This is a genomic window from Oryzihumus sp., assembly GCF_036391795.1.
Lineage (GTDB): Bacteria > Actinomycetota > Actinomycetes > Actinomycetales > Dermatophilaceae > Oryzihumus.
The window spans coordinates 1-17,744 of sequence record NZ_DASVZH010000294.1 but is presented as its reverse complement, the minus strand read 5'-3'; the positions used below and the strand labels follow the sequence as shown (position 1 = coordinate 17,744).

General features: G+C 73.2%; 19 protein-coding genes. 11 read left to right on the top strand and 8 right to left on the bottom strand.

All coding sequences use genetic code 11. The annotated features are described in order from the left end of the window. Nucleotides 1-541: DUF3152 domain-containing protein (locus tag VF825_RS18185; RefSeq protein WP_331116008.1), on the top strand; the 541-nt coding region annotated here is incomplete at its 5' end. Nucleotide 542: 1 nt separating this feature from the next. On the opposite strand, the gene VF825_RS18180 is transcribed toward VF825_RS18185, so the two are convergent. From VF825_RS18180 to VF825_RS18170, 3 genes are all read right to left on the bottom strand, one after another. Next, nucleotides 543-1,166 (bottom strand): M23 family metallopeptidase, encoded by a 624-nt coding sequence (locus tag VF825_RS18180; protein ID WP_331116006.1) that lies wholly within the window; start codon nucleotides 1,164-1,166, stop codon nucleotides 543-545. A gap of 217 nt (nucleotides 1,167-1,383) precedes the next feature. Beyond that, nucleotides 1,384-2,562, bottom strand: coding sequence for a pyridoxal phosphate-dependent aminotransferase (locus tag VF825_RS18175; protein WP_331116004.1), 1,179 nt, complete (start codon nucleotides 2,560-2,562; stop codon nucleotides 1,384-1,386). Between the two features lie 19 nt (nucleotides 2,563-2,581). Continuing rightward, on the bottom strand, nucleotides 2,582-3,835 hold the full coding sequence (locus VF825_RS18170) for an MFS transporter (protein ID WP_331116010.1): 1,254 nt from the start codon (nucleotides 3,833-3,835) through the stop codon (nucleotides 2,582-2,584). A gap of 346 nt (nucleotides 3,836-4,181) precedes the next feature. On the opposite strand from VF825_RS18170, the gene rpsB reads away from it, so the two are divergent. The 7 genes from rpsB (at nucleotide 4,182) to rlmN (ending at nucleotide 10,312) form a co-directional block, all read left to right on the top strand. Beyond that, on the top strand, nucleotides 4,182-5,114 hold the full coding sequence (gene rpsB, locus VF825_RS18165; RefSeq protein WP_331116002.1) for a 30S ribosomal protein S2: 933 nt from the start codon (nucleotides 4,182-4,184) through the stop codon (nucleotides 5,112-5,114). 91 nt (nucleotides 5,115-5,205) lie between these two features. After that, nucleotides 5,206-6,036, top strand: coding sequence for a translation elongation factor Ts (gene tsf, locus VF825_RS18160; protein WP_331116000.1), 831 nt, complete (start codon nucleotides 5,206-5,208; stop codon nucleotides 6,034-6,036). A gap of 162 nt (nucleotides 6,037-6,198) precedes the next feature. Further along, on the top strand, nucleotides 6,199-6,567 hold the full coding sequence (locus tag VF825_RS18155; protein WP_331115998.1) for a nuclear transport factor 2 family protein: 369 nt from the start codon (nucleotides 6,199-6,201) through the stop codon (nucleotides 6,565-6,567). A gap of 136 nt (nucleotides 6,568-6,703) precedes the next feature. Then, entirely contained in the window at nucleotides 6,704-7,435 is a 732-nt protein-coding gene (pyrH, locus tag VF825_RS18150; protein WP_331115995.1) for a UMP kinase, read from the top strand. A 60-nt stretch (nucleotides 7,436-7,495) separates the two neighbouring features. After that, the gene (gene frr / locus VF825_RS18145; protein ID WP_331115993.1) at nucleotides 7,496-8,053 is read left to right on the top strand and encodes a ribosome recycling factor; all 558 of its coding nucleotides are present in this window, start codon (nucleotides 7,496-7,498) and stop codon (nucleotides 8,051-8,053) included. Between the two features lie 27 nt (nucleotides 8,054-8,080). Beyond that, nucleotides 8,081-9,103, top strand: coding sequence for a phosphatidate cytidylyltransferase (locus VF825_RS18140; protein WP_331115991.1), 1,023 nt, complete (start codon nucleotides 8,081-8,083; stop codon nucleotides 9,101-9,103). Nucleotides 9,104-9,154: 51 nt separating this feature from the next. Beyond that, nucleotides 9,155-10,312, top strand: a complete 1,158-nt coding sequence (gene rlmN / locus VF825_RS18135) for a 23S rRNA (adenine(2503)-C(2))-methyltransferase RlmN (protein WP_331115989.1) — start codon at nucleotides 9,155-9,157, stop codon at nucleotides 10,310-10,312. Between the two features lie 4 nt (nucleotides 10,313-10,316). On the opposite strand, the gene VF825_RS18130 is transcribed toward rlmN, so the two are convergent. The 3 genes from VF825_RS18130 to VF825_RS18120 are packed head-to-tail and all read right to left on the bottom strand — an operon-like array spanning nucleotide 10,317 to nucleotide 12,339. Beyond that, a complete protein-coding gene (locus VF825_RS18130; protein WP_331115987.1) occupies nucleotides 10,317-10,844 on the bottom strand; it encodes a DUF1990 domain-containing protein in 528 nt (175 codons plus the stop codon). After that, nucleotides 10,835-11,932 (bottom strand): Rossmann fold nucleotide-binding protein, encoded by a 1,098-nt coding sequence (locus VF825_RS18125; RefSeq protein ID WP_331115985.1) that lies wholly within the window; start codon nucleotides 11,930-11,932, stop codon nucleotides 10,835-10,837. Before VF825_RS18125 ends, VF825_RS18130 begins: the two co-directional genes overlap by 10 nt. Then, complete coding sequence (locus tag VF825_RS18120; protein WP_331115983.1) at nucleotides 11,932-12,339, bottom strand: PPOX class F420-dependent oxidoreductase; 408 nt, start codon at nucleotides 12,337-12,339, stop codon at nucleotides 11,932-11,934. Before VF825_RS18120 ends, VF825_RS18125 begins: the two co-directional genes overlap by 1 nt. 111 nt (nucleotides 12,340-12,450) lie before the next feature. Here VF825_RS18120 and VF825_RS18115 point away from each other — a divergent pair, with 111 nt between their 5' ends. Next, nucleotides 12,451-14,352, top strand: a complete 1,902-nt coding sequence (locus tag VF825_RS18115; RefSeq protein ID WP_331115981.1) for a propionyl-CoA synthetase — start codon at nucleotides 12,451-12,453, stop codon at nucleotides 14,350-14,352. Between the two features lie 80 nt (nucleotides 14,353-14,432). Here the strand turns inward: VF825_RS18115 and VF825_RS18110 are convergent, their stop codons facing one another. Next, nucleotides 14,433-15,050, bottom strand: coding sequence for a class I SAM-dependent methyltransferase (locus VF825_RS18110; protein WP_331115979.1), 618 nt, complete (start codon nucleotides 15,048-15,050; stop codon nucleotides 14,433-14,435). A 125-nt stretch (nucleotides 15,051-15,175) separates the two neighbouring features. Between VF825_RS18110 and VF825_RS18105 the strand changes: the two genes are divergently transcribed. Next, entirely contained in the window at nucleotides 15,176-15,913 is a 738-nt protein-coding gene (locus tag VF825_RS18105) for a FadR/GntR family transcriptional regulator (RefSeq protein ID WP_331115977.1), read from the top strand. After that, nucleotides 15,913-16,737: a sterol desaturase family protein gene (locus VF825_RS18100; protein ID WP_331115975.1), complete on the top strand. Its 825-nt coding sequence runs from the start codon at nucleotides 15,913-15,915 to the stop codon at nucleotides 16,735-16,737. The genes VF825_RS18105 and VF825_RS18100 overlap by 1 nt, the downstream gene beginning before the upstream one ends. Before the next feature lie 138 nt (nucleotides 16,738-16,875). Here the strand turns inward: VF825_RS18100 and VF825_RS18095 are convergent. Next, on the bottom strand, nucleotides 16,876-17,744 hold an 869-nt coding region (locus tag VF825_RS18095), incomplete at its 5' end, for an FAD-dependent oxidoreductase (RefSeq protein WP_331115973.1).

Sequence of the window (17,744 nt, the reverse complement as noted above, 5' to 3'; positions counted from 1 at the left end):
CGGCCCGGGCCGGAGCGCGGGTCGTACAGGCAGCACGGGCAGCACAGGCCGCGCGGGTGGCCGCGGCAGGAGGCGGGTCAGCCGCCGGGTGCGGCTGCGCCGGACCCTGTCGGCGGCGGCAGGGCTGGCCCTGGTCACGCTCGCGGTGCTGCACCTCGATCCACTCGGCCGCACCGGGGCACCTGGCACCGGCACGCCGGCTGCTGCTGCCGACCTGACCGGCCGCTCCGTGGTGCCGGTGCAGGGGACCGGGCGGATCCGGGTCGTGCCGGTCCCGGGTCCGGCCTCGGGCGCCACCGGCCGAGCCGTGCGCTACACGGTCGAGGTCGAGGACGGCCTCGGGGTGGACGCACGGACGGTCGCCTCGACTGTCCGCACCGTGTTGCTGGACCGCCGCGGCCGGCCCAACCACGAGGTCGGCCACGGACTGGGCCACGGCCACCAGACCCGCCCGCGCAGCGGCACCGCGGCAGTGGTCATGCAGCAGCAGACGATCACCCTCGGCGGGTGTCAGGCCTGGCCGTGGCCCACACGCCCCTGACTCAGGACAGCGGCAGCAGGACGGGCCGCCGGGTTGCGAGCAGGGCCAGCGGGTCACGGTAGTCGGGCCCGAACAGGGCACCCCAGTGCAGGCACGACGCGGGCGCGCAGTGCCCGGCGGTGGTGGCGACCACGCCCAGACGGTCGCCACGCCGGACCGTTTGGCCCGCTGCCACGACAGGGCTCAGGGGCTCGTAGGTGCTGCGCCAGCCCCCTCGGTGCCGCACCGAGACCACGTCGCGCCCCGCGACGGTCCCGGCGAAGGCCACCACCCCGTCGGCCGCGGCCAGGACTGGCTGTCCGGGCTGCGCGGCCAGGTCGACCCCGCGGTGCCCCGCTGACCACTGCTGCTCCGGCGGGTCGAAGCGCCGCAGCACGGCCGGGCGCGGGCTCAGCGGCCAGCCCCACCGGGACACTGGGCGGGAGCCGGCAGTCGACGCCCGATCGAGTGCCGGGGGAGAGGCCACCGCGCTGACGGGGGAGGGCGCCGCTGGTCGAGAGGGCGCGGCTCGGGACACGACCGGCGCAGGGCCGGGCAGGGGTCCCTCAAGGTTCGCCCCACCGTGGGTGAGGACGGCGCCGAGCGCGGTGGGCAGCAACAGGCCGAGGGTGATCACGGTGCGCATGGCCCACACGGTGCCCCGGCGTCACGGCCAAGGGGGCACCCGCGGGGAGGCCTGTGGACGGTGGGACGAGCGCGCTACCCCCTTGTGGACAGCAGGCCCACGGGCCGGTCGACCTGCTCACCGACGTGCCCACCTACCTCCTCGACCTGGACGTTGCTGCCCCTTCAGCGCCGCTGAAGGGGCAGCACCGTCCAGCTCGGCGGGAGAGGGGGGAGAGCTAGGCGTGGAGGGTGAGCCCCGAGAGGCGGCGCACCGCCTCGTGCAGCACCTCATCCCGCTTGCAGAACGCGAACCGGACCAGCGTGCGCGCCGCGTCGACGTCGTCGTGGAACACCGACACCGGCACCCCGACCACGCCGCACAGCTCGGGCATCCGCCGGCAGAAGTCCACGGCGTCGGTGACGCCCAACGGTGCCGCGTCGGCGACCACGAAGTAGGTCCCGGACGGCCGCGCAACGTCGAGCCCGGCGCCCACCAGGCCCTCGCCGAGCAGGTCGCGCTTGGCCTGCAGGGAGGTGGACAGCCCGGCATACACCTCGTCGGGCAGGTCGAGCGCGGTGGCGACCGCGGGCTGGAACGGGCCGCTCGCGACATAGGTGAGGAACTGCTTGACCGTGCGCACGGCGGTCACCGCCTCGGCTGGACCGGTCACCCAGCCGACCTTCCACCCGGTCGCGGAGAACGTCTTGCCCGCCGAGGAGATGGTCAGGGTGCGCTCGGCCATACCCGGCAGCGTCGCCATCGGCACGTGCTCGAGGCCGTCGAAGACCAGGTGCTCGTAGACCTCGTCGGTCACCACCCACGCGTCGTGCTCGCGGGCCAGCGCGGCGATGAGCTCCAGCTCGGCCCGGGTGAACACCTTGCCGGTCGGGTTGTGCGGGGTGTTGAGCAGCACCAGCCGGGTCCGGGAGGAGAACGCCGCCCGCAGCGAGGCCTCGTCGACGGCGAAGTCCGGGAAGCGCAGCACCGAGGTCCGGCGCACGGCCCCCGCCAGGGCGATGGTCGCGGCGTAGGAGTCGTAGTAGGGCTCGAAGGTCACCACCTCGTCGACCGGCTCGCACAGGGCCAGGACCGTGGCCGCGATCGCCTCGGTCGCCCCCGCGGTCACCAGCACCTCCGAGGAGGGGTCCACCGGTAGGCCGTAGAACCGGCGCTGGTGCCCGGCGACCGCCGCCAGCAGCTCCGGCACGCCCGCGCCCGGCGGGTACTGGTTGCGCCCGGACCGGATGGCGTCCACCGCGGCGTCGAGCATCTCCCGCGGGCCGTTGGTGTCGGGGAACCCCTGCCCGAGGTTCACCGCGCCGGTGCGGGTGGCCAGGGCGCTCATCTCCGCGAAGATGGTCGTCCCGAAGCCCCGCATGCGTTCGATCAGGGGAGTGGCCGCCGGATGTCCCATGCCCGGCAGGCTAGGCCGCCTACGCCTCGACGGCACCCGCGTCCGCATCGGAGCCGGCACCGGAGCTTGGGTCGGCGTCGGAGTCGGCGTCGGCATGGGCGATGTGGGCCAGCTGCCGCCAGACCAGTGCCAGCGTCACCGCGGACCCGACGAAGGCGAACCAGAACGGCGCGGTCAGGCCCCACTGCTGGGCGATGACACCACCGAGGCCCTGGCCGACGACCAGCCCCAGGAACAGCCCGACGAGGTAGACGCTGCCGACCCGGCCCTGGAACTCCTTCGGCACCGCGCGCTGGCGCACCGCCTGCGAGAGCGTGCCCCAGACGAAGGCGTAGGCCCCGAAGACGACCATGATCGCGATGGCCACCCAGCGGGTCGTGGTCAGCGCCAGTGCCAGGTGGGTCAGGACCTCGAGCAGCAGGCATGCGCGCATGAGGGCGGCCAGCGGCACGCGCCGTTCCAGCCAGCCGTATCCGGCGGTCCCCACCAGGCCGCCCAGCGCCGCGGCCGTGGTGAGCAGGCCGAAGCCCACCTCGCCCATGTGCAGGTGCTCCAGGGAGTACAGGACGAGCACGGACCAGGCCGCGCCCCAGGTCACGTTGAAGGCGAGGATGACCAGCGCGAGGGTGCGCACCGGGGCGTGGCCCCGGATCCACCGCAGCCCGTCGGCGATGTCGCGCCGCACGTGCGTGGCCGCGGTGTCGCGCACCGCGCCGCGGGGCGTGGCGATCCGGGCGACGAGCAGCACGCCCAGGGCCACGCACACGGCCTGGACGACGAACGGCCACGCCATCCCGGCGGCGAACAGGAAGGCCCCGACCGGAGGTCCCACCAGCTGGTTCATCGTGAGGTAGCCGGCCTGCAGCCTGGCGTTGCCGATGCCCAGGTCGTCCTTCTGCACGAGCATCGGCAGGAGCGTCCCGGTCGTGGTGTCCGCGAAGACCTCCGCGACGCCGTAGACGAACATCGTCACGAGCACCAGGGCGATGGACACCCGCCCGGTGACGATCGTCAGGCAGAGCACGCCGACCACGCAGGCCCGCAGCAGGTCCGCGACCATGACCACGACGCGGCGGTCGAGCCGGTCCGCGACCGCTCCGGCCCACAGGCCGAACATCAGCCAGGGCAGGCGCTGCAGCAGCGCTGCGAGCGCCACGAGCACCGCGTTGCGGGTCTGCGAGGCGACGAGCAGGGGGCCTGCGGCCAACGCGATGCCGTCCCCGATGTTGCTCACCCAGGAGGACCCGAGCAGCCAGCGGAAGCTGTGGCCCATCCGCGGGGGCGCGACGACGTCGAGGGCTCGGCTCACGGGGCGCCAACCTACCGAGCATCGTCCCCGCGGGCCCGGGGTTTTCCCGGCTCCCGGCGATTTCCCGATCCCCGCCCGCACCGCGTACGATGGCCGCACCACAGGTAGGCCCTTTGCCATGCCCGTGGAATTCGCGCGCTTCCCACCACCGCAGGCACATGGCACCACGCCGATCCTGCACCGGGACGCACCTCGCAAGCGGTCCCGGCCTCACGGCCGGGTTCGGGGTGGGTCGGAGGCGCCAGGCACGTGAGCGGCAATCCCGTCGCGACCGTGGATAACCGGCACCGAACGAAAGAGAGACCTCGGCATGGCCGTCGTCACCATGCGCCAGCTCCTCGAGAGCGGCGTCCACTTCGGGCACCAGACCCGTCGCTGGAACCCCAAGATGAAGCGCTTCATCATGACGGAGCGCAACGGCATCTACATCATCGACCTGCAGCAGTCGCTGACGTACATCAACAACGCCTACGACTTCGTCAAGGAGACCGTCGCCCACGGCGGCACCATCCTGTTCGTCGGCACCAAGAAGCAGGCCCAGGAGCCGATCGCCGAGCAGGCGACGCGCGTCGGCATGCCGTACGTCAACCACCGCTGGCTCGGTGGCATGCTCACCAACTTCAACACCGTCAGCAAGCGCCTCGCGCGGCTGAAGGAGCTCGAGGAGATCGACTACACCGACGTCGCGGGCTCGGGTCGCACCAAGAAGGAACTTCTCGTCATGAAGCGCGAGAAGGACAAGCTGGAGAAGACCCTCGGCGGTATCCGCAACATGGCCAAGGTCCCCTCGGCCGTGTGGATCGTGGACACCAAGAAGGAGCACCTCGCCGTCACCGAGGCGCGCAAGCTCAAGCTGCCGATCATCGCGATCCTCGACACCAACTGCGACCCCGACGAGGTCGACTACAAGATCCCGGGCAACGACGACGCCATCCGCTCGGTCACGCTGCTGACCCGCGTGGTCGCCGACGCCGTGGCCGACGGCCTCATGGCCCGCTCCGCCGCCAAGGGTGGCGAGGCTGCCGCTGACGGCACCGTCGCCACCGACGAGCCGCTGGCCGAGTGGGAGCGCGAGCTCCTCTCCGGTGACGCCGAGGGCGCTGCCGAGTCCACCGGTGCTGCCGAGGCCGCCGACGCCACCGCGCCGGCCGAGACCGCCGAGGCTGCGGAGACCACCGAGGCTGCCGCGCCGGCCGAGACCGCCGAGACCGCTGCGCCGGCCGAGACCGACGCCAAGGCCTGAGCCTGAACCCCTGGTTGCCACGGCCGGGTCGGTGGGAGTCGTCCCACCGGCCCGGCCGACCACCGATCTGAGCAGAAAGAGCGATACAACGATGGCGAACTACACCGCCGCTGACATCAAGGCGCTGCGCGAGCAGACCGGCGCCGGCATGCTCGACGTGAAGAAGGCCCTCGACGAGGCCGACGGCGACCGCGCCAAGGCCACCGAGATCCTGCGCGTCAAGGGCCTCAAGGGCGTCACCAAGCGTGAGGGCCGCACCACCTCCAACGGCCTGGTCACCGCCAAGGCCGAGGGTGGCGTGGGCACCCTGGTCGAGGTCCTGTGCGAGACCGACTTCGTCGCCAAGGGCGAGAAGTTCATCGCCCTGGCCGACCAGGTGCTCCAGCAGGCCGTGCGCGTCGGTGCCACCGACGCCGACGCCCTGCTCGACAGCGAGCTGGAGGACGGCAAGACCGTCAAGGCCCTGCTCGACGAGGCCAACGCCACCATCGGCGAGAAGATCGAGGTCAAGCGCCTCGCCCGCCTCGAGGGCCCCACGGTCGTGTCCTACCTGCACAAGACCAGCCCCGACCTGCCCGCGCAGATCGGCGTCCTGATGGCCACCGAGGGTGGCGACGAGCAGGTCGCCAAGGACGTCGCGATGCACATCGCCGCGTTCAGCCCCACCGTGCTGACCCGTGACGAGGTCGACGCCGAGACGGTCGAGAACGAGCGTCGCGTCGCCGAGGCCACCGCCAAGGAGGAGGGCAAGCCCGAGGCTGCCCTGCCCAAGATCGTCGAGGGTCGCGTCAACGGCTTCTTCAAGGAGAACGTCCTGCTCGAGCAGCCGTTCGCCAAGGACGCCAAGAAGTCGGTCGGCAAGGTCCTCGAGGAGGCCGGCGCCACCGCCAAGGGCTTCGCCCGCTTCCGCGTCGGCAGCTGACGCCCCGCTTCACCCACCCGCCGGTATGCCGGTGGGCCACCGCGGCCCGGCCCCTCACCGAGGGTGCCGGGCCGCGGTGCGTCCCGGGCAGGGAGCACCGGCGGGGCGGCGCGGCGCGCCTTGCTGTGGACGTGGGGCCCTGGCGGGTGTTGGCTTCCGCCCATGAGTCACGCCGTGGACCCCAACACCGCCTGCCTCCTGCGGGACTGGCACGCCGCCGTCAACGCCAGGGACCTGCCGACCGTGCTGCGCCTGTGCGCGCCCGACGTGGCCGTGAGCGGCCCACGCGGCACGGGGTCCGGCCACGACGTCATGCGCGACTGGCTGGACCGCAGCGGCATCCGGCTCAAGCTGGTCTCCCTCAAGGCCTTCGACGACGCCGTCCTGGCCGAGCAGGTGGCCTCCTGGCCGGCCGGGACCGGTCCGCAGGAGCCGGTGCCGTGCGTGACGGTGTTCCACGTCCGGGACGGCAAGGTCTCGGCCGTGGCGCGCTACGAGAGCCTCGAGGCGGCCACCGCCGCACGTGCCTGAGCACCACCGCCCGCCCGGCCGCGACCGCGAAGGTGCGGCCACGGCATACCTGCTGGTGGGACGGGCCGCGTCGCGGCACGCCCGCCGGCTGTGACAGGATCGAGCGACCGCCGCACGACCATTCCCGGGAGGCCCCGTGTCTGACCTCAGCCCGCACCCGACCTACAAGCGGGTCCTGCTCAAGCTCTCCGGTGAGGTGTTCGGCGGCGGCAAGGTCGGTCTCGACCCCGACGTGGTGCGGGGCATCGCCGAGCAGATCGCCGAGGCCGTGCGTGAGGGCGTCCAGGTCGCCGTGGTCATCGGCGGCGGCAACTTCTTCCGCGGCTCCGAGCTGCAGCAGAAGGGCATGGACCGCACCCGGGCCGACTACATGGGCATGCTCGGGACGGTGCTCAACTGCCTCGCCCTGCAGGACTTCCTCGAGAAGGAGGGTGTCGAGACGCGGGTCCAGACCGCCATCACGATGGGCCAGGTCGCCGAGCCCTACATCCCGCGGCGCGCGATCCGCCACCTCGAGAAGGGCCGCGTCGTCATCTTCGGCGCCGGCGCGGGCATGCCGTTCTTCTCCACCGACACCGTCTCGGCCCAGCGTGCCCTCGAGATCAAGTGCGACGCCGTGCTGATGAGCAAGAACGGCGTCGACGGCGTCTACACCGCCGACCCCCGCACCGACCCCGACGCGGTCAAGCTCGAGCGCGTCTCCTACCAGGAGGCCCTGCAGCGTGGCCTGCGCGTGGTGGACGCCGCGGCGTTCAGCCTCTGCATGGAGAACAAGCTGCCGATGATCGTCTTCGGGATGGAGGGCGACGGCAACGTGGCCCGGGCCGTCCGGGGTGAGAAGATCGGCACGCTCGTCACCGCCGACTGACCACCGTCTTCCCGGGCACGACCTGGCCCGCACCGCCGTTACACCGAATGAGGAGTCCTGATGCTTGACGAAACCCTGCTCGAGGCCGAGGAGAAGATGGAGAAGGCCATCGAGGTCGCCAAGGAGGACTTCGCCAGCATCCGCACCGGCCGGGCCAACCCGGCGCTGTTCACCAAGCTCCTGGTGGACTACTACGGCTCGCCGACGCCGCTGCAGCAGCTGGCCTCCTTCCAGACGCCCGAGGCGCGGACCATCCTCATCACCCCGTTCGACAAGTCGGCCATGCACGAGATCGAGAAGACGCTGCGCGACTCCAACCTCGGCGTGAACCCCAACAACGACGGCGGCGTCATCCGGATCAACCTGCCGGAGCTGACCGAGGAGCGCCGCCGCGAGTACATCAAGCTCGCCCGGCACAAGGGCGAGGAGGCCAAGGTCTCCATCCGCAACATCCGCCGCAAGGCCAAGGAGGAGATGGACCGCCTGGTCAAGGACGGCGAGGTCGGCGAGGACGACGGCGTGCGGGCGGAGAGGGAGCTCGAGACCGTCACCAAGAAGTACGTCGACACGGTGGACAGCCTGCTCAAGCACAAGGAAGCCGAGCTGCTCGACGTCTGAGGGCGTGCCGCACCGGGTGCCAGCGAGATGAACACCTCCCCGCCGTCGCGACGCGAGCGACGTGAAGCCGACGCGGCCGGGCCCACCAGGGGCCCGGGCCGCGCCGGACGTCGTCGACCCGTCGAGAAGGCCCAGGGCTCCAACACTGCGCCGGTCGCAGCCCAGGACGCCCCGAGCCCGTCGCCGTCGAGCCAGCCTGTCGCGGGCCGGGCCGAGCGCAAGCAGCCCGTCGCGGCGACCGGGCGGGCCGGGCGCAACCTGCCCGCCGCCATCGGCGTCGGGGTGGGGCTCGGTGCGGTCATCGTGGCGAGCCTGTTCATCCGCAAGGAGGCCTTCCTCGCCGTGGCGGTCCTGGCCGCCTGCGCCGGGGTGTGGGAGCTCTCCGACGGGCTCTCCGCCGGCCGGATCCGGGTCCCGCGGCTGCCCAGCGTCGTCGGCGCCGCGACCATGGTGGTCGCGGCGTACAAGGGCGGGGGACAGGCGCTGACGGTGGCGTTCGGGCTGACCTGTGTCGCGGTGCTGCTCTGGCGCGTGGCCGACGGCCTCGAGGACGCGATGCGCGACATCGCCGGCGGCATCTTCGTGGCCGCCTACGTGCCGCTGCTGGCGGGGTTCGCCTCGCTCATGCTCGCCGAGCCCGACGGGCCCTGGCGGATCTTCGTGTTCGTGCTGGTCACGGTCTGCAGCGACGTCGGGGGCTACGCCGTCGGCGTGGTGCTGGGCAAGCACCCGATGGCGCCCTCGGTGAGCCCCAAGAAGTCCTGGGAGGGCTTCGCCGGCTCGACGCTGTTCTGCGTCGTGGGCGGGGTGCTCGGCGTGACGCTGGCGCTGCACGCCCACTGGTGGGTCGGCGTCGTCCTGGGCCTCGCCGCGGTCGTCACCGCGACGCTGGGCGACCTCACCGAGTCGATGATCAAGCGCGACCTGGGCATCAAGGACATGGGCAACCTGCTGCCCGGCCACGGTGGCGTCATGGACCGGCTGGACTCGCTGCTGCTGGTGGCCCCCGTGGTGTGGGCGCTGCTCACGGCGTTCGTGCCCGCGCGCTGACCCCCGCCCTGTTTGGACGGTGCGCCGGCGGCTGAGAGACTGGGCCCCGACATGTCGACCTCCCTGCCCGACCCCAGCACGCAGCGCCCCCGCCCGGGGCAGCTGACCTTCGCCGCACCCCGCCGGGGCAAGCCCCCGCAGCACCTCGCCGACCTCGCCCCGGCCGAGCGCAAGGCCGCGGTCGAGGCGCTGGGCCAGAAGGGCTTCCGGGCCAAGCAGCTGTCCACGCACTACTTCGAGCGGCTGGTCGACTCCCCGGAGGACATGACCGACCTGCCCAAGGCGATCCGCGACGAGCTGGTCGCGGGGCTGCTGCCGCAGCTGATCACCCCGGTCCGCACCGTCACCGCCGACGAGGGCGCGACCGTGAAGTCGGTCTGGCGCCTGCACGACGGCGCGCTCGTGGAGAGCGTGACCATGCGCTACCCCAACCGGGTCACCATCTGCGTCTCCAGCCAGGCCGGCTGCGGCATGAACTGCCCCTTCTGCGCCACCGGCCAGGAGGGACTGACCCGCAACATGTCCACCGCCGAGATCGTCGAGCAGGTGGTGGCGGCAGCCCGCTCGCTGCGCCGCGGCGAGGTCGCCGGCGGGCGCGAGGACGCCCCGCTGCGGGTGAGCAACGTCGTCTTCATGGGCATGGGGGAGGCGCTGGCCAACTACAAGGCGGCCATCGGCGCGATCCGCCGGCTCACCGACAAGGCCCCCGACGGCCTGGGCATGTCCGCCCGCGGCATCACCATGTCGACGGTCGGGCTGGTGCCCGGCATCGACAAGCTCGCCGCCGAGGGCATCCCGGTGACGCTGGCCCTGTCGCTGCACGCCCCCGACGACGAGCTGCGCGACGAGCTGGTGCCGATCAACACGCGCTGGAAGGTCGACGAGGCACTCGACGCGGCCTACCGCTACTTCGAGGCCACCGGCCGCCGGGTCAGCATCGAGTACGCCCTCATCAAGGACATCAACGACCACGCCTGGCGCGCCGACCTGCTCGGCGACAAGCTCAACGCCCGCGGCCGCGGCTGGGTGCACGTCAACCCCATCCCGCTCAACCCCACCCCGGGGTCGAAGTGGACCGCCTCCCGCAAGGGCGTCGAGCAGCAGTTCGTCGAGCGCCTGCGCGCCCACGGCATCCCGACCACCATCCGCGACACCCGGGGCAGCGAGATCGACGGCGCCTGCGGTCAGCTGGCCGCCGCCACCGCCTGAGCGCTCACCCCTCGGCGGCCAGCCGTCGCAGCGTGGCCACGTAGCGCCGCAGCGCGAGCCGCTGCAGACCGCGCGTCGCCGGCGGGACGGCGCGGGAGTACCACCGGGCGCCACGGCTGAACGCGCTGATCGTGAACCGGACGGTGCCCTCGACGTCCTCGAGCACGAACGCCTCCTCGCCCGCCTCGGGGTGCCCGGGCAGGGTGCCGTAGGCGAACCCCACCCGACCCGGCTCCTCGAGCGCCCACACCACCCGGCACGGGACGTCGAGCCCCAGCGGGCCGGTGCCGAGCCGGCCCAGCGTCTCCACGCCCTCGCGCGCCCTGCCTTCGGTCGCCTGCAGGGGCAGCCCGAAGGCCGCGTGCATCCGCCACGTCATGAGGGCCTCGGCCGCCCGATCGAACGCGCCGCGGCCGCTGCCGATGGTCGCCGTGACCCTCGCGCGGTGGAAGCCGTCCGGCGCCGCGCCGGTCGCGGTCCCGCCGACGCAGGGGTAGGTGAACGGCGCGCCGGCCAGGTCGCTCAGCTCCACGGCGCAGCCAGGATCGCGACGGCCTCGTCAGGGTCGTCGACCAGGTGCACCACCGAACCCATGGTGCGCTGCTCGCCGAGCGCCTGGAGCGCCGGCCAGACCGGTATGCCGTGGGTCCAGTGCTCGCGCCCGACCAGCACCATCGGGGGCGGCGTCCCCACCCGGGTGTAGTAGAGCCGGGTGGCGGCCTGGAACACCTCCTGCACGGTGCCGGCGGTCCCCGGCAGGATGACCAGCCCGGCCGTGCACCGGGCCAGCAGGCCGTCCTCGCGCAGGGCGTTGCTGAAGAACTTGGCCACGCCGTCGCAGAACACGTTTGGCGGCTCGTGACCGTAGAACCAGGTCGGCAGGCCGACGCTGCGCACCGGGGCGCCGTCGGCGGGGGCCACCTCGTCGCGCACGGTCAGGCCGGTCCGGGCCCAGGCCGCCACGTCGGCGGCGAAGTCCGGCACCGCGGCGAGGCGCCGCTGGGCCTGCTCGAGAACCCCTGCGTCCCGGCAGAAGGCGCCGAGGTTGGCGGCCTCCATCGCGCCCGGCCCGCCTCCTGTGGCCACCACCAGCCCCGCGGACGCCAGCGCGTGCCCGAGCCGCACCGCGGCGGCGTAGTCGGCGCCGCCGCGCTGCACCGTGTGCCCGCCCATGACGCCGGCGACCGGCAGCCCGTCGAGCAGCTCGTCGAGGGCGTCACCCATGGAGTCGTCGTGGACCGCCCGCAGCATCGTGACGAACACGTCGCTGCGGACGCGGGCATCCTGGTACCACGCGTAGGCGCGGGCGTCGGGGGTGGCGGCGTACCCGTCGCCGGCCAGGCCGGCATACAGCTCGTGCGGGCTGTAGAGCAGGGCCCGGTAGGGGTTGACCGGGGCGTGCGGGTCGGTGGGGAACAGCATCGCGCCGTGGGCCCGCAGGTGTGCCTCCAGGGCGGGGGTGACCTGGCCGCCGAGCACGACCAGCCCCTCGAGGTCGGTGTGCCGCAGCAGCGCGGCCTCGCGTCGACGCAGGTCGAGGTCCTGCAGGCGCAGCCCGCGCAGCGGCGTGTGCCGGGACAGTGCGGTGTCGAGGGCGCCGAGCGTCTCGATCTCGCGCATCAGCGGACCCCGGTCGGGCGCTCGACCAGGCCGAGCACGCGGTCGACGGTGACCTCGAGCACCACGCGGCGGGGGTTCTCGCGGGGCTCGCGGTAGCGGACGGCATACCGGCGCTCGGCGTCGCGGACCGACGCGGCGTCGGTCAGCACGCGCACCGCACCCTCCAGCGACAGCCACCGCCACCCGTCGACCTGGCACAGCACGGCCCGACCGGACGCTGCGTTGCGCGCCTTGCGGCTGGTGCCGCTGGTGATGACGCGGGCGATGCCGGAGTCGGGGTCCCAGGTGAAGCCGACCGGCACGACGTGCGGGCTGCCGTCCGGGCGCAGGGTGGTCAGGGTGGCGAGGTGGCGCTCGGCGAGGAAGGCGAGCGCGGCCTCGGGCAGGGCGCGGGGGTGCAGGGCCACGGGCGTCAGCCTTGCAGACGGTCCGGCCCGACCGGGTGAGGCCTGCGGATCCGGTGGCGTCGGGCCCTCCGGCAGGTGGCCGGACGGCGGGTCGCGGGCGAGGATGGCGCCATGACCGACGGTGCATACGCTCAGGCCCACCGGCGCAGCCTGGAGGACCCGGACGGGTTCTGGGGGCGGGCCGCCCGCGACATCGACTGGATCACCCCGCCGAAGCGGGTGCTCGACGACGACCGGCCGCCGTTCTACCGGTGGTTCACCGGCGGCCGGCTGAACACCTGCTTCAACGCCCTCGACCGGCACGTCGTCGCCGGCCGGGCCGACCAGCCCGCGCTGCACCACGTCAGCCCTGTGACGGGCACGACCCGGACGCTGACGTACGCCCAGCTGCTCGACCTCGTCGCCCGGTTCGCCGGGGCGCTGCGCGGCCTCGGGGTGACCAAGGGCGACCGGGTGGTCATCTACATGCCGATGGTGCCCGAGGCCGTCGTGGCGATGCTCGCCTGCGCGCGGATCGGCGCCGTGCACTCGGTGGTCTTCGGCGGGTTCGCCCCCGCCGAGCTGGCCGCCCGGATCGAGGACGCCGAGCCGAAGGTCGTCGTGGCTGCCTCGTGCGGCATCGAGCCGTCCCGGGTGGTGGAGTACAAGCCGATGCTCGACGCGGCGATCGAGCGCTCCTCGCACAAGCCCGAGCACGTCGTGGTGCTGCAGCGGCCGCAGGCCGAGGCGGCGATGGGGGAGCGCGACCTGGACTGGGCCATGCTCATGCATCCCGACGCCACGGCCCCGGCCGGCTGCGTGCCGGTCGAGGCGACCGACCCCCTCTACGTCCTCTACACCTCCGGCACGACCGGGCGGCCCAAGGGGATCGTGCGCGACAACGGGGGCCACGCCGTGGCGCTGCGCTGGTCGATGACCAACATCTTCGGGGTGCGCCCGGGGGAGACGTGGTTCACCGCCAGCGACGTGGGCTGGGTGGTCGGCCACTCCTACATCGTCTACGCGCCGCTGCTGACCGGCTGCACGACCGTGCTCTACGAGGGCAAGCCGGTCGGCACCCCCGACGCCGGCGCGTTCTGGCGGGTCGTGTCCGACTACGGCGTCTCGGCGATGTTCACCGCGCCGACCGCGATCCGCGCGATCAAGAAGGAGGACGCGGCCGGCGCGCTGATGGCCGGGCACGACCTGTCCTCGCTGCGCACCCTGTTCCTCGCCGGGGAGCGGCTCGACCCCGACACCTACGCCTGGGCCAGCGAGCGGCTCGGGGTGCCGGTGGTCGACAACTGGTGGCAGACCGAGACCGGCTGGCCGATCGCGGCGAACCCCCGTGGCCTGGAGCCGCTGCCGATCAAGCCGGGCTCACCGAGCGTGCCCGTGCCCGGGTATGCCGTGCAGGTGCTGGACGAGCGCGGCGCACCGGTGCCGCCCGGCGTGGAGGGCGCGATCTGCCTCAAGCTGCCGATGCCGCCGGGGACCCTGCCGACCCTGTGGGGGGACGACGAGCGCTATGTCGCGTCCTACCTGTCGGCCCACGCGGGCTACTACCTCACCGGTGACGGCGGCTACCTCGACGAGGACGGCTACCTGTTCGTCATGGGCCGCACCGACGACGTGCTCAACGTGGCCGGGCACCGCCTCTCCACGGGGTCGCTGGAGGCGGCGCTGGCCGGGCACCCGGCCGTGGCCGAGTGCGCGGTGATCGGCGTGGTCGACGAGCTCAAGGGCCAGGTGCCCCGGGCCCTGGTGGTGCTCAAGGCCGGCGTCGACGTGTCCGCCGACGGCGCGCGAGAGGCGCTGGAGGCCGAGCTGGTGAAGCGGGTGCGGGACGAGGTGGGCCCGGTCGCGGCGCTGCACCGGGTCGACATCGTGCCGGCGCTGCCCAAGACGCGCTCCGGCAAGATCCTGCGCAAGACGATGCGGGAGATGGCCGACGGCGGGACCCCGGCGGTGCCGAGCACCATCGAGGACCCGGCCGTGCTGGACGCGCTGGCGCAGGTGCTCCGGGGGCACTGACCGAGAGTCCGTCGAGCTGGACGTTGCTGCCCCTTTCGGTGGGGTGCAAGGGGCACGAACGTCCAGCTCGGCGAGAGAGATCAGACGGTGGGGCGGGCGATGACGGTGAGCCACTCGGTGTCGCCGCTGGTGTCCGCCGTCAGCTCGAGCACCTGCCAGCCGGTGGAGGAGACCAGCTGGCGCAGGGCAGGCTCCTGCCAGGAGGTGACGTGTCGGGGCAGGTCGAGCGGGTGCGTGCTCAACCCCTCGCCGGTGCCGCCCTTGACGGTGAAGACCAGCCGCCCGCGGGCGCGCACGTGCGGCAGCATGCGCGCCAGGACCCCGACCAGCTCACCCCGGCTGAAGTGCAGGAAGACGGCGTTGGCATAGATCACGTCGTAGACGCCCCGGACCTCGTCGGTCAGCACGTTGAGCCGGTCGGCGACCAGCCCGCGCCGGCGCAGCAGGTTCACGAAGGATGAGGCGGCGTCGGTGCGGGTGACCGCGTAGCCCCGTTCCTCCAGCAGGTCGGCGTCGCGACCGGTGGCGCTGCCGATCTCCAGCAGCGTCGCCGGCGGCCGGACGTGGGTGGCGAGCAGGTCGAACACGGAGGTGACGCGGTCCGGCGGTGCGGCGGGCGTCCCCTCCGCGTAGGCACCGGCGGCGACGTCGTACGCGGCGAGCGTCGCGGCGTTGGTGCTCTCGGGGGGCCGGGTCATACCGCGACCCTAGGGGCGCCGTGCACGTGCTGTCCGCCGCTCGGGTCAGGTGTCCGATACGTCCGTCGTCCGCATATTGGTCCAACCTCTTGATCTGTTGATGTCTACGCCTCTACCGTCGCCGCATGAGCCCAGGTTTCACCCCCGTGCCCCGGCAGTCGGTCTCTGACGGCGTCTTCCACGAGCTGCGGGACGCGGTGCTCGACGGCCGGTTCGCCCCAGGGGAGTCCCTGCCACCGGAGCGTCAGCTGGCCGAGTCCTTCGCGGTCAACCGGCACGCCGTCCGCGAGGCGGTCAAGCGGCTCCAGGAGGCCGGGTTCGTCCGGGTGGTCCACGGCGGCGGCACCCAGGTCCTCGACGTCCGGCGGACCGCCGGCCTGGACCTGCTGGCCCACCTCGCCCGCGCCGGGGAGGAGGAGCCGCGCACCCGGCTGATCCGGGACGGCCTGGAGATGCGGCGCTGCATCGGCGTCGAGGCGGCCCGGCTGGCCGCGACCCGGTCCGACGCGGAGGCGAGGCGGCGCATCGTCGCCGCCGCCGCGGCATACCGGGGTCATGACGGCACCGCGGACGGCACGGACCGGGCCTTCTGGGCGGAGGTGGTCGATGCCAGCGACAACCTCGCGTTCCGGCTCTCGCTCAACAGCCTCGTGCACGCCATCGACGCCAACCCCGGGCTCATGGACGAGCTGCTCGCCGACGACCGCAGCGACCGGGCCCCGCACGCCGAGCTCGCCGAGGCCATCGCCGCCGGGGACGCGGACCGCTCCGCGGAGGTGGCCGGGCGGATCCTCAGCCAGGCGGTCACCGCGCTGGAACGGCACACCCGCCGGGCAGCCCGGCGCCGGACCCGGAGCGCCTGATGGTCAACATCATCCTGACGGCGGTGCCGTTCTTCCTGCTGTTCATCGCCGTCGAGGTCGCCTCGCTGTGGTTCGCCCCGGACGACGACGAGGTCGGCTACGAGGTGCGCGACACGGTGACCAGCCTGTCGATGGGATTGGGCAGCGTCGTGGTCGGGGTGGGCTACAAGGCGCTCGCGCTGGTGGTCTACGCCGCCGCCTGGGCGTGGACGCCGTTGCGGCTCGACACCGGGGTGTGGTGGGCGTGGGTGCTCATCCTGCTCGCCGACGACGTGGCCTACTACTGGTACCACCGCGCCCACCACGAGATCCGCATCCTGTGGGCCAGCCACGTCGTGCACCACTCCAGCCAGCGCTACAACTTCTCCACCGCGCTGCGGCAGACGTGGACGCCGTTCGGCGGCCTGCCGTTCTGGCTGCCACTGGCCCTGCTCGGGGTGCCGCCGTGGGCGATCTTCCTGCAGCAGTCGGTCAGCCTGCTCTACCAGTTCCTGCTGCACACCGAGCGCGTCGAGCGGCTGTGGCGCCCGGTCGAGTGGGTCATGAACACGCCCTCGCACCACCGGGTGCACCACGGCTCGAACCAGGCCTACCTCGACCGGAACTACGGCGGGATCCTCATCGTCTGGGACCGGCTGTTCCGCACGTTCGAGGCCGAGGGGGAGCGGGTGGTCTACGGCCTGACCACGCAGCTGCGTTCGCACAACCCGCTGGTGGTGGCCACGCACGAGTACCTCAGCATCTGGCAGGACGTGCGGGCCACGGGCCGGTGGGGTGACCGGGTCTCGTTCCTGCTGCGTGGCCCCGGCTGGCGCCCGGGCTGAGCCGCCGTCCCCGGCCGCCCAGACCCGCTCCAGCTTCTCGCCGAGCGGGACGTTCCTGGGGTTTCGGACCGGCCCCAACCCCGAGGAACGTCCCTCTCGACGGTATGCCGTGGGGCCGGCTCGCGCGGTTCGGTCGCCTCAGTGCCCGGTGAGGGCGGACAGCGCCCGGCCCAGCACGGCGGGGCGGTGGGTGAGCCGCTCCTCGGTGTCGGCCATCGTGGCCAGGCGCAGGCCGGCGTTGACCCCGAGCCACCGGGCCGGCTCCGGCTCCCACCGGCGGGACCGGTGGTTGACCCACGGCAGCCGGGTCAGGGCGCTGGCGTCGCCGGTCACCAGGTCGGCGAGCGTGCGCCCGGCGAGGTTGGCCGTGGCCACGCCGTCGCCGACGTAGCCGCCCGCCCAGCCGCTGCCGGTGGCCGGGTCGTACCCCACGCTGGGGTGCCAGTCGCGCGCGATACCGAGGGGGCCGCCCCAGGCGTGGGTGAACGCTGCGTCGCCGAGCGCGGGGAGCATGTCCCGCAGCGAGCGGCGCAGCGTCTCGAACACGCCGGCGTCGCGGTCGAACTCGGGGCTGATGCCGGAGCCGAAGTGGTACGGCGCGCCCCGGCCGCCGAAGACCAGGCGGTCGTCGTCGGTGCGCTGGCCGTAGACGATGACGTGCCGGTGCTCGCTGAAGGTCTCCCGCTGGGCCAGGCCGATGAGCTCCCAGGTGCTCGCCGGCAGCGGCTCGGTGGCGACGACGAGGCTGTAGACCGGGGCGACGACCCGGCGCAGGCCGGGCAGGCGGGCGCTCCACGCCTCGGTGGCCCGGATGACGTGGCGAGCCCGCACGACCGGGCCACCGACGACCTGCACCCGGCGCTCGCCGATGGTGCCGACGCGGGTGCCCTCGGCGAGGCGGCCACCACGGCGCTCGACGGCGGCGGCCAGGCCGGTGGCCAGGCGGAAGGGGTGGATGCGCGCGCAGCTCGGGTTGAAGGTCGCCCCGGACAGGCCCCGCGCGGCCA